Source organism: Affinibrenneria salicis (assembly GCF_008710095.1).
In genome coordinates this window covers 23,572-34,954 of record NZ_VYKJ01000001.1, presented here as the reverse complement: position 1 = coordinate 34,954, position 11,383 = coordinate 23,572, and the positions used below count along the sequence as shown (strand labels likewise).

11 protein-coding genes and 2 pseudogenes are annotated in these 11,383 nt (G+C 56.0%); 11 read left to right on the top strand and 2 right to left on the bottom strand.

The window, feature by feature from the left end; genetic code table 11:
• Positions 1 to 219 precede the first annotated feature (219 nt).
• Positions 220 to 801 (top strand): D-sedoheptulose 7-phosphate isomerase, encoded by a 582-nt coding sequence (gene lpcA, locus FJU30_RS00180; protein ID WP_150433434.1) that lies wholly within the window; start codon positions 220 to 222, stop codon positions 799 to 801.
• A gap of 41 nt (positions 802 to 842) precedes the next feature.
• Positions 843 to 1,610 (top strand): class II glutamine amidotransferase, encoded by a 768-nt coding sequence (locus FJU30_RS00175; protein ID WP_150433433.1) that lies wholly within the window; start codon positions 843 to 845, stop codon positions 1,608 to 1,610.
• On the opposite strand, the gene dpaA is transcribed toward FJU30_RS00175, so the two are convergent.
• The gene (dpaA, locus tag FJU30_RS00170; protein ID WP_150433827.1) at positions 1,581 to 2,303 is read right to left on the bottom strand and encodes a peptidoglycan meso-diaminopimelic acid protein amidase; all 723 of its coding nucleotides are present in this window, start codon (positions 2,301 to 2,303) and stop codon (positions 1,581 to 1,583) included. The two genes, FJU30_RS00175 and dpaA, sit on opposite strands and share 30 nt — an antisense overlap.
• A 794-nt stretch (positions 2,304 to 3,097) precedes the next feature.
• On the opposite strand from dpaA, the gene FJU30_RS00165 reads away from it, so the two are divergent.
• The 8 genes from FJU30_RS00165 to FJU30_RS00130 all read left to right on the top strand — a co-directional run bounded on the left by FJU30_RS00165 (position 3,098) and on the right by FJU30_RS00130 (position 10,484).
• Positions 3,098 to 4,441, top strand: coding sequence for a Na(+)-translocating NADH-quinone reductase subunit A (locus FJU30_RS00165; protein ID WP_150433432.1), 1,344 nt, complete (start codon positions 3,098 to 3,100; stop codon positions 4,439 to 4,441).
• Positions 4,442 to 4,444: 3 nt separating this feature from the next.
• Positions 4,445 to 5,683 (top strand): NADH:ubiquinone reductase (Na(+)-transporting) subunit B, encoded by a 1,239-nt coding sequence (locus tag FJU30_RS00160; protein WP_150433826.1) that lies wholly within the window; start codon positions 4,445 to 4,447, stop codon positions 5,681 to 5,683.
• Positions 5,676 to 6,470: a Na(+)-translocating NADH-quinone reductase subunit C gene (locus FJU30_RS00155; RefSeq protein ID WP_223881480.1), complete on the top strand. Its 795-nt coding sequence runs from the start codon at positions 5,676 to 5,678 to the stop codon at positions 6,468 to 6,470. The genes FJU30_RS00160 and FJU30_RS00155 overlap by 8 nt, the downstream gene beginning before the upstream one ends.
• On the top strand, positions 6,463 to 7,092 hold the full coding sequence (locus FJU30_RS00150) for an NADH:ubiquinone reductase (Na(+)-transporting) subunit D (protein WP_150433430.1): 630 nt from the start codon (positions 6,463 to 6,465) through the stop codon (positions 7,090 to 7,092). Before FJU30_RS00155 ends, FJU30_RS00150 begins: the two co-directional genes overlap by 8 nt.
• 6 nt (positions 7,093 to 7,098) lie before the next feature.
• A complete protein-coding gene (gene nqrF, locus FJU30_RS00145) occupies positions 7,099 to 8,322 on the top strand; it encodes an NADH:ubiquinone reductase (Na(+)-transporting) subunit F (RefSeq protein WP_150433429.1) in 1,224 nt (407 codons plus the stop codon).
• A gap of 39 nt (positions 8,323 to 8,361) precedes the next feature.
• The gene (locus tag FJU30_RS00140; protein ID WP_150433825.1) at positions 8,362 to 9,375 is read left to right on the top strand and encodes an FAD:protein FMN transferase; all 1,014 of its coding nucleotides are present in this window, start codon (positions 8,362 to 8,364) and stop codon (positions 9,373 to 9,375) included.
• 9 nt (positions 9,376 to 9,384) lie between these two features.
• On the top strand, positions 9,385 to 9,615 hold the full coding sequence (gene nqrM, locus FJU30_RS00135) for a (Na+)-NQR maturation NqrM (protein WP_150433428.1): 231 nt from the start codon (positions 9,385 to 9,387) through the stop codon (positions 9,613 to 9,615).
• Between the two features lie 287 nt (positions 9,616 to 9,902).
• Positions 9,903 to 10,484, top strand: a complete 582-nt coding sequence (locus tag FJU30_RS00130; RefSeq protein ID WP_150433427.1) for a DUF4291 domain-containing protein — start codon at positions 9,903 to 9,905, stop codon at positions 10,482 to 10,484.
• A 117-nt stretch (positions 10,485 to 10,601) separates the two neighbouring features.
• Here the strand turns inward: FJU30_RS00130 and FJU30_RS26975 are convergent.
• Positions 10,602 to 10,744: pseudogene (locus FJU30_RS26975) on the bottom strand (IS1 family transposase); the annotation flags it as partial.
• 228 nt (positions 10,745 to 10,972) lie between these two features.
• Here FJU30_RS26975 and FJU30_RS27705 point away from each other — a divergent pair.
• Positions 10,973 to 11,257 (top strand): annotated as a pseudogene (locus FJU30_RS27705) (transposase); the annotation flags it as partial.
• Positions 11,258 to 11,383 lie beyond the last annotated feature (126 nt).

The following is an 11,383-nucleotide window of genomic DNA, read 5'->3' as shown; positions in this document are numbered from 1 at the left end:
GGTCCGACCTGTTTATCTATACTGTTTGTAGAATATAAGTTAATTTTTATCAATTTATTTACATTGTAATTCCCGCTGGTCTCACAAAGTTGGCCATTGACTTCCGCCTGGCGACCGACAGCGGACTTTTCCCGGTGGTATACTTCTCGCTGTTTGCGCGATCCGCTACACTACGCGGCACAAAAATCGTGATGCTGCTGAACTCAATAAGGGGTTTTCATGTACCAGGACTTGATTCGTAATGAGCTACAGGAAGCGGCCGAAACGCTGAAGAACTTTTTAAGCGATGACGCTCATATTCAGTCTGTTCAGGACGCGGCCGTGCTGCTGGCGAATTCGTTTAAAGCCGGCGGTAAGGTGCTGTCCTGCGGCAACGGGGGCTCGCATTGCGACGCGATGCATTTCGCCGAAGAGCTGACCGGCCGCTACCGGGAAAATCGTCCCGGCTATCCGGCGATCGCGATTTCCGATCCCAGCCACCTTTCCTGCGTCAGCAATGATTTCGGCTATGAGTTTGTCTTCTCGCGCTATATTGAGTCGCTGGGGCGTGAAGGGGATGTGCTGCTGGGCATTTCCACGTCGGGCAACTCGGGCAACATCATCAAGGCCATCGAGGCCGCGCGGGCTAAAGGCATGAAGGTGATTACGTTGACCGGTAAAGACGGCGGCAAGATGGCCGGCAGCGCCGACGTGGAGATTCGCGTGCCGCATTTTGGCTACGCCGACCGTATTCAGGAAATTCATATTAAAGTTATTCATATTTTGATTCAGCTGGTCGAAAAAGAAATGGTCAGGGCCTGATACGGCGCTGACGGGATGTGGTTAGGGTAAGGAGGCTAATCATGTGCGAACTGCTTGGGATGAGCGCAAATGTGCCGACCGATATCTGCTTTAGCTTTAGCGGTCTGGTACAGCGTGGCGGACGGACAGGGCCGCATAAAGATGGGTGGGGGATTACGTTTTATGAAGGCAACGGCTGCCGTACCTTTAAAGATCCTAAGCCCAGCTATAATTCGCCGATAGCCAAACTGGTACAGGATTACCCGATAAAATCCTGCGCGGTGGTGTCGCATATTCGCCAGGCTAACCGGGGCGAGGTGGCGCTGGAAAATACGCATCCCTTTACCCGCGAGCTGTGGGGACGCAACTGGACTTTTGCGCACAACGGTCAGCTTAAAGGGCATCGGGCGTTAAAAACCGGCACCTTTCGCCCGGTCGGGCAGACCGACAGCGAATATGCGTTCTGCTGGCTGCTTTACCAGCTATCGCAGCGCTACCGGCGCACGCCGGGCAACTGGCCGTCGGTTTTTCGCTATATCGCCACGCTGGCCGATCAGCTGCGGGAAATGGGGGTGTTCAATATGCTGCTGTCGGACGGGCGTTTTGTGATGGGCTACTGCTCGACCCACCTGCACTGGATTACCCGTCGGGCGCCGTTCGGCAAGGCGACGCTGCTCGATCAGGATGTCGAAGTGGATTTTCAACGCCACACCACACCGAACGATGTGGTCACCGTGCTGGCCACGCAGCCGCTGACCAGCAATGAAACCTGGCAGCGGATTGCGCCCGGCGAGTTCGTGTTATTTCATTTTGGCGAACGCATAATCTGAGTTGGTCAGGCTGGTGGTCAGCGGTTTGCTGATCACGTATTGACCGTTAAATACCGTGACGGCCGGCGGCTGCCGTTTTTGATTGAACCAGCTATAGCCCGGCTGCAGCTGTTTCCAGAAATTATAGTAGCTGGAGTTGCGGTGGCGCTGCATGTTCTGTTCCGTCATTCTGAACGGATAAATCGCCAGATCGATGGCCGGTTGCCCGTTGAGCAGCGCCTGTTCGACGTAGCGGTAAATCTCATCGATATAGTTGTTGGTCATGGCGTAGCAGCCTACCGATACGCACTCGCCGTGGATCATCAGATAACGGCCGGAATAGCCCTGAGATTTATCGTAGTCGTTGGGGAAACCGATATTAATCGCGCGGTAAAAACGGCTATCGGGTTTAAGCTGGCGCAGATTTACCTGATAAAACCCTTCGGGGCTTTTTAAATCGCCTTCCGTGCGTTTCGGCCCCAGTCCGCCGGAATATTTGCAAATCGGATAGCTTTCCAGAATACGATACTCGCCGCCGACTTTGGCATACAGTTCCAGTACCCGTTCTTCTTTAAAGATCTGGATATAAACCGGAGAGCCTAATAATTGCTGTTTTACTTCTTTGGTTACCGGCGAAGGCTCGCTGGCAACGCTGGTGATTGCTACCGTTGGCAAAAGAAACCACATCGCAAATGATAGCGCGATTTTGTGCATCATCAATCCTGCTCGCTGAAGCTTGATCTGCGGGGCTCTCATGTCGCGCCCCGTATTCCCCTGACTCTAGGCAAATATCAGGCTATGTCACATTAGCACCGCCCTGGCGTTAATCAAGAGAGAAAACATAGAAAAATAGCTTTCAACCAGAAAAAAAATGCTAAACCGGAGCTTATAGTGGATTTTCGGCAAAAAAAAAGGAAAAAGTGTTGTGTAGCCTGATCCACGTCACGCCTTTTCTTCTGCCTTATCATACATAAAGGTGCTAGAATAGTTACATATGGTTACCTGTCAGAGGAAAACGGTCGTCAGCGACAGAAAAGCAGGCTGGTATCTTATGAATCTGGGGCATGAATTGAAAGCGTGGCATCAGTAAGCGTCATTGTGAAGGTTATATGAAAATAATATTAAAAAACAATAACTAATCATGAAGTTAGGTTGATGTTTTAGCGGGTGCCCATCCGCAGGCTCTGGCAAAAGTCTTGCTGAATTCGCGATCTGGTATAACTTTCTGTCTATAAACGGCATTTTACCGGGTTATCCCGTCTGCCAGATAACCGTGAGGGATTGATTGAATCGCTCGCGCGGTTTGATCTCTGCGCTGTTGGATGCACTTTTATGTGGCGCCAACGTCCGTGACAACCGACAACCTATCCAATAGATTTCGCGTCGCAGGAAGACGGTAAGCGGTTCTGGCCGGCGGTAACGCCGCCTGCCGCCGCCCCGGTCCGGGATGGGCCGGCAGCCAACGCGCCTGCAGCCTGAAAGATGGCGGGTATAGCCATGTGAGTCCTATGATTAAGATTAAAAAAGGGCTGGATCTGCCGATTGCCGGAAAACCTGCTCAGGTCATTCATGAAGGACCTGATATTCACTCCGTCGCGCTGCTGGGCGAGGAATATATCGGCATGCGCCCGCGCATGCTGGTGCAGGCAGGCGATCAGGTCAGGAAAGGCCAGACGTTGTTTGAAGATAAAAAAAATCCCGGCGTCTGGTTCACCGCGCCGGCCAGCGGCACAGTCAGCGCCATTCATCGCGGGGCGCGTCGGTTGCTGCAGGCGGTGGTTATCCGCATCGGGGAGGATGAACCGCTCAGCTTCGATCGCTACCCGCGCGACGAACTGGCCCAGCTCAGTCGACAGCAGGTGCAGAACAATCTGCTGGCCTCCGGTCTATGGACGGCGCTGCGGACGCGTCCCTACAGCAAGGCGCCGCGGCCGGGCAGCGCGCCGCACTCTATTTTCGTTACCGCTCTCGATACCCAGCCGCTGGCCGCCGACCCGCAGGTGGTGCTGGCCACGGAGCCGGAAGCTTTTCACGATGGCCTGACCATCCTGTCTCGCCTGACGGACGGTAAAGTCCACCTCTGCCAGGCGGCGGGCAGCCCGTCCGGTCAGCGCCATCAGGGGCAAATTTCCTGCAATGAATTTTCCGGTCCGCATCCGGCCGGGCTGGCGGGCACTCACATTCACTTCCTCGACCCGGTCGGGCCGCACAAGACCGTCTGGCACATCAATTACCAGGATGTGATCGCCTTCGGCAAATTATTTACCAGCGGCCAGCTGTATACCGATCGGGTGATTGCGCTGGCCGGGCCGCAGGTCAACGAACCCCGCCTGATCCGCACCCGCCTCGGCGCCAGCCTGACGGATCTGACCGACGGCCAGATCAAAGACGGCGACAACCGGGTGGTGTCCGGCTCGGTGCTGAACGGCACCCGGGCCGATCCGGCCCACGACTGGCTGGGACGTTTCCATTTGCAGGTATCGGTGCTGGCCGAAGGCGGCGAAAAAGAGCTGTTTGGCTGGGTGATGCCGGGCGCGGATAAATTTTCCGTTACCCGCACCACGCTGGGGCATTTTCTGCGGCGGAAGCTATTCGCTTTTTCCACCGATACGCACGGCGGCGCCCGGGCCATGGTGCCGATTGGCAACTATGAGCGCGTGATGCCGCTGGATATTCTGCCCACGCTGCTGCTGCGCGATTTGCTGTCCGGCGATATCGACAGCGCGCAGGCGCTGGGCTGCCTGGAACTGGATGAAGAAGACCTGGCGCTATGCACCTATGTTTGCCCCGGTAAATATGAGTATGGGCCGGTACTGCGCGACGTGCTGAGCAAAATTGAGCAGGAAGGGTGAGTGATGGGGCTAAAGCATTTTCTGGAAAAAATTGAACCTCATTTCGAGGCGGGCGGGCGGCTGGAAAAACTTTATCCGCTGTATGAGGCGGCGGCGACCATTTTTTACACGCCGGGTCTGGTGACGCGCGGCAAGGCGCACGTGCGCGATGCGATCGATCTGAAGCGTATGATGATTCTGGTCTGGCTGGCGGTGTTTCCCGCGCTGTTCTGGGGGATGTATAATGTCGGGCTGCAGACGCTCAGCGCGCTGCATCACCTGTATTCGCCGGAACAGATACAGCAATTGATCGCCGCCGACTGGCACTATCAGCTGGCGCACTGGCTGGGGGCCTCCTTTGCCGCCGACGCCGGCTGGGGCAGCATGATGCTGCTGGGCGCGGTGTATTTCGTGCCCATTTACGCGGTGGCGTTTGCGGTCGGCGGTTTCTGGGAGGTGCTGTTTGCTATCGTCCGCCGGCACGAAATTAATGAAGGTTTTTTTGTCACCTCGATCCTGTTCGCCCTGATCGTGCCGCCGACGCTGCCGCTGTGGCAGGCGGCCCTGGGCATCTCGTTCGGCGTGGTGATGGCCAAAGAGCTGTTTGGCGGCACCGGCCGCAACTTCCTTAACCCGGCGTTGGCCGGTCGCGCCTTTCTGTTCTTCGCTTATCCCGCGCAGATCTCCGGCGATTTGGTCTGGACGGCCGCCGACGGTTTTTCCGGCGCGACGCCGCTTTCCCAGTGGAGCGCCACCGGCGGCGATCGCCTGATCAACGCCGCCACCGGCCAGCCGATTAGCTGGATGGACGCATTTCTCGGCAATATTCCCGGCTCGATCGGCGAAGTCTCTACCCTGATGATCCTGCTGGGCGGCGCCATCATTATCTTTGGCCGCGTCGCCTCGTGGCGCATCGTGACGGGGGTCATGATCGGTATGGTGGCGACGGCGCTGCTGTTCAACGCGGTCGGATCCGATAGCAACCCGATGTTCGCCATGCCGTGGCACTGGCATCTGGTTACCGGCGGCTTCGCCTTCGGCATGATCTTTATGGCCACCGATCCGGTCTCCGCCTCCTTTACCGAAACCGGCAAGTGGTGGTACGGCATTCTGATTGGCGCCATGTGCGTACTGATTCGCGTCGTCAATCCGGCCTATCCCGAAGGCATGATGCTGGCCATTCTGTTCGCTAACCTGTTTGCTCCCCTGTTCGACTACCTGGTGGTGCAGGCCAATATCAAACGGAGGAAAGCGCGTGGCTAAAAGAAATAACGACAGCATTGCTAAAACGTTGACCGTGGTGCTGGTGCTCTGTCTGGTGTGCTCCGTGGTAGTGGCCGGATCGGCGGTGGGCCTCAAGTCGCGCCAGCAGGAGCAGCGGCTGCTGGATAAACAGCGCAATATTCTGGATGTGGCGGGCATGCTGCAGCCGAAGATGAGTCCGGATGATATTCAGCAAATCTACGCCAGCCGCATTTCTCCCCGGCTGGTGAATCTGGCCAGCGGCGAGTTCGAGCAGGGCGCGGCGGCGGATAACTTCGATCAGGCGGCGGCCCTGCGCGACAACCAGCAGAGCATCGCCCTTCCGCCCGCGCAGGATATCGCCGGCATTCAGCGGCGCAGCAATCTGGTGGAAATTTATCTGGTGCGCAACGAACAGGACAAGGTCGAGCAGATAATTTTACCGGTATACGGCGTGGGGCTGTGGTCGATGATGTACGCTTTTGTGGCGCTGGATGCCGACGGCAGCACGGTGCGCGGGCTGAGCTATTACGATCACGGTGAAACGCCGGGTCTCGGCGGCGAAATAGAAAACCCCCACTGGCGCGCAAAGTGGATCGGCAAACAGTTGCTCGATCAACAGGGCCAGCCGGCGCTGCGCGTGGTGAAGGGCGGCGCCAGTCCGGATGACGTCCATGCGGTGGACGGGTTGTCCGGCTCTACGCTGACGGCGAACGGCGTGCAGCATACCTTTACTTTCTGGCTGGGCGATCTTGGCTTCGGCCCGTTCCTGAAAAACGTACGAGAAGGAGCGCTAAATAATGGCTGATGTCAAAGAAATCAAACGCGTGCTGACCGGGCCGATTCTGGACAGCAACCCGATCGCTCTGCAGGTGTTGGGCGTCTGTTCCGCGCTGGCGGTGACCACCAAACTGGAAACTGCGCTGGTGATGAGCCTGGCGGTTACGCTGGTGACGGCGTTTTCGAATATGTTTATTTCCATTATTCGCCGCCACATTCCCAACAGCATCCGCATTATTGTGCAAATGGCGATTATCGCATCGCTGGTGATTGTGGTGGATCAGGTGCTGCGCGCCTTTGCCTACGAGGTATCCAAACAGCTGTCGGTGTTTGTCGGGCTGATCATCACCAACTGTATCGTCATGGGGCGGGCGGAAGCCTACGCGATGAAATCGCCGCCGATCGAGAGCTTTATGGACGGCATCGGCAGCGGGCTGGGTTACGGCGTGATTCTGATGATCGTCGGTTTCCTGCGCGAGTTGATTGGCTCCGGCAAGCTGCTGGGCCTGACGGTAATGGAAACGGTGCAAAACGGCGGCTGGTACAATCCGAACGGCCTGTTTTTGCTGGCGCCGAGCGCATTCTTTATCATCGGCCTGCTGATCTGGGGGTTGCGTACCCTGAAGCCCGCGCAGATCGAAAAGGAGTAATCGCCAATGGAAATCGTTTTAGGCGTGCTGATGTTTACCCTCATTATTCTGGCGCTGGCGCTGACGATTCTGTTCGCCCGCTCCAGACTGGTGAATACCGGCGAAATCACGGTGGAGATTAACGACGAGGCGGATAAGACCTTTTCCGCGCCGGCCGGCGACAAGCTGCTTAATCTGCTCTCCAGTCAGGGCATCTTTGTCTCTTCCGCCTGCGGCGGCGGCGGCTCCTGCGGTCAGTGCCGGGTTCGGGTGCTGCAGGGCGGCGGCGAAGTGCTGCCGACCGAGATGGCGCACATGACCAAACGCGAAGCGAAAGATGGTTGCCGTCTGGCCTGCCAGGTCAGCGTAAAGCAGAATATGAAGCTGGAACTGCCGGAAGAGATCTTCGGCGTTAAAAAGTGGGAATGCGAGGTTATCTCCAACGATAACAAGGCGACCTTTATTAAAGAGCTGAAGCTGCGGATTCCGGACGGCGAGAGCGTTCCTTTCCGCGCCGGCGGTTATATTCAGATCGAAGCGCCGCCGCACGAGGTGGCCTACGCCGACTTCGATATTCCGCCGGAATACCGCGGCGACTGGGATAAATTCAATCTGTTTCGCTATCAATCGGTGGTCGGCGAACCAACGGTGCGCGCCTACTCCATGGCCAACTACCCGGAGGAAAAGGGCATCATTATGCTGAACGTGCGCATCGCTACGCCGCCGCCGAACAATCCGCAGGTGCCGCCGGGCATTATGTCTTCGTACATCTGGTCGCTGAAAGCGGGCGATAAGGTGACGATTTCCGGGCCGTTCGGCGAGTTCTTCGCCAAAAAGACCGAGGCGGAGATGGTGTTCATCGGCGGCGGGGCCGGTATGGCGCCGATGCGTTCCCATATTTTCGATCAACTGAAGCGCCTGAAGAGTAAGCGTAAAATCAGCTTTTGGTACGGCGCTCGCTCGCTGCGCGAAATGTTCTATGAAGAGGACTTCAACCAGCTGCAGGCCGAAAACGAAAACTTTCGCTGGCACGTCGCGCTGTCCGATCCGCAGCCGGAGGATAACTGGACCGGCTATACCGGTTTTATCCATAACGTATTGCTGGAGAACTACTTGCGTAACCACCCGGCGCCGGAGGATTGCGAATATTACATGTGCGGCCCGCCGATGATGAACGCCGCGGTGATTAAGATGCTGAAAGATCTCGGGGTGGAAAGCGACAACATTATGCTGGATGACTTTGGCGGCTGACGACGACGGAATGAAAAGCAGGGTGGAAAACACGTGAGGATGATATTGAAAGGGCTGTTGGTCGGTACTCTGGTTGGGTTGCTGACCGGATGCGGGCCGCAGCAAAATAACCTCGATGGTAAAACCATGGGGACCTACTACTCGGTGAAATACGTCAGCGAGAGTCACGTCCCGGACTCTGCGGCGATCCAGGCTGAAATAGATAAACGGCTGGAGCAGGTGAACGATCAGATGTCCACGTATCGGCCGATGTCGGAATTGAGTCGTTTTAATCACAGCCGCGAGGTCGATCAACCTTTCGGCGTATCGCCCGCCACGGCGCTGGTGGTGCGCGAAGCGATCCGCATTAATCATCTGACCGGCGGCGGGCTGGACGTTACGGTCGGTCCGCTGGTTAACCTGTGGGGCTTCGGGCCGGAAGGGCGCCCTGAGCGAGTGCCGGATCAGGCCGAACTGGACAAGCGTCGCGCCTGGACCGGGATAGACAAGCTGGAAGTCAGACAAAATGCGCTGGTGAAGCATATTCCCGAGCTGTATGTCGATCTTTCCGCTATCGCCAAAGGCTATGGCGTGGACGTGGTGGCCGACTATCTGCAGTCGCTGAATATCGAGCGCTATATGGTGGATATTGGCGGCGAGGTGCGCACCAAAGGCAATAACGGCAAGGATCATCCGTGGCGTATTGCGATCGAAAAGCCGGTGACCGGCATTGAACAGAGCGCGCAGGAGATCATTGCGCCGGGCGATATGGCGGTCGCTACCTCCGGAGATTACCGCAACTATTTTGAACAGGATGGCGTGCGTTATTCGCATACCATCGACCCGGCAACCGGCCGGCCGGTCAACCACCGGCTGGCGTCGATTACGGTGCTGGCGCCCAGCTGCATGACGGCGGATGGTCTCTCCACCAGCCTGGGCGTACTCGGCCCGGAGCGCGCGCTGGCGCTGGCTAACCAGATGAATATTCCGCTGTTCATGATCGTTAAAACCGACGATGGTTTCGCAGAACGTTATTCCGACGCCTTCAAACGCTATTTGCAAAGAACGCCCTGAGGAGGAGCCATGCTCACGGTCTTTATCGCCTCTTTTGTTTTTTTCCTGCTGATTGTGGCCGGTATGTCGGTTGGCTACATCGTGAAACGTCAAAGTCTGCAGGGCAGCTGTGGCGGTATTGGCGCGCTGGGCGTGGAAAAGGTGTGCGAATGCCCGGAACCGTGCGACGCACGCAAGAAACGGCTGGAGAAAGACGCGGCCCGCCGGCGTAAACTGGAACAGCAGCGGCGTATTTTGTAAACCCGGGATTTAGCGGTAGCCCTGACCGCATTGATTTATATATTCTATTTCACGGGATGATTCGCTGCGGCAGAGCGGCTGCGAATGGAGGTAATCCAGGGATGAACGGGCGATACAGGCTAAATAATTCGGGTTGCGGCAGGGCGGCAAGTGAAGGAATCCCGATGGGCTTACGCGAATAAGCGATTCGGGCGAGTGTCGGCGGCCCACGCACCTGCAGCCTGAGGTATGACCGGGATAAAGCCCGAGCATCGGCAACCCGCAGCAGGAATACAGAGGAAGAAATAATGCCAGTCAGTAGTAGATTAACGCCAGAACGGCAGATTCGGGCCTTTTATACCAAAGATTTTATCCGGGTCTATCAGGCCTATTCCGATGCGATCGCCGACAGCGCGCTTGCCCATGGAACCTTCGTCTCGCCGCCGTTCAGTATGACCAGGATGACATGGATAAAGCCGTCGTTTTTATGGATGATGTATCGTGCCGGCTGGGGAATGAAAGATCCCGGACAACACAGGATTCTGGCTGTCGATCTTACTCATGAAGGATTTAAGCAAATCGTCGGTCAGGGCGTCATCAGCCATCACGCCGCCCCTGGCGCGGCTGAAGACGCCGACGAGTGGAAAAAGAAAATACAGCAGGCTAACGTGGTGATCCAGTGGGATCCGGAAAGAGATATCCACCTGAATAAACTGCCTTACCGAACGATTCAAATCGGGTTGCGCAATGAAGCCGTAGCTGATTACGTCAGTAAATGGATCGTGAATATTTCCGATATTAGCGAGCGTGCTTTCGATATCCACGCGTTGATCGGCAGCGGGCGGGTCGTTGAGGCGACGGCGTTGCTGCCGGAAGAAAGGGTGTATTGATATTGTGGGGAACCGCTTTATCTGTTGATAAACATATGCGCAATGATACGTTCGACATCGGTAGCGTCGCTTTTTTGTGGTTATGACGTCAAACAGGTTGTCATGATGTTTTTCAATTTAAGCGCCGATGACTTTTCCATGTATTTCAAATGAACGGGAAAGCAGGTTATTTTCCCTGCCAGACGTTTAAGATGAATTCGGAAATGAAGATTATGCCGCTCAAGTCGCTGCGTGAATATCTTACCTGTCAGGTGTTTTTCTGACTCTATTTTTCGTGCGTAGCCCAGGAGATGTCGCTGGAACCTCAGGACTATCAGCAACGCATTAAAACGCTCGATGCACGCCTGAAGCAGATGAGTGCACAAAACGAAGATACACTCCGGCCGGAAAATATTCCGGGTATCGGGCCACCGGGCGCATTGGCACTGACTATAGCGCTGGGTGACTGCAGGGATTTTAATAATGGCCGGCATTTTTCCCGTTATCCGGGATGAGTGCCCGGTGAGCACAGCAGCGGCGCTAAAACCAGACGCCTGGGAATAACGAAGCGTGGCGATGGTTATCTGCGCGGCTTGCTTATCCATGGTGCCCGCTCCGTGGTTTTATCGTAAGGTTAACCTCCCGGATGAGCGTTGTAACGCCTTCCAGAGGTGGCTGAAGGGTATTATTACCCGGAGTGGGGTAAAAATAAGGCCGTTGTGGCGCTGGCGAACGAAAATGCCCGGGTGGCCTGGGCTCTGGTAAACCAGAGAACGGATTATATTTTCAGGTAACAGTCTGATTTATAAGAAGTCTAAAGCATTGATGTACTGACAGGTAGAACCGGCTCTCTGTAAATCTGGCAAATAACCCGGTCATATCAGGCCATTGCGATAATGAGGCCAGAGAGTACGGATGTT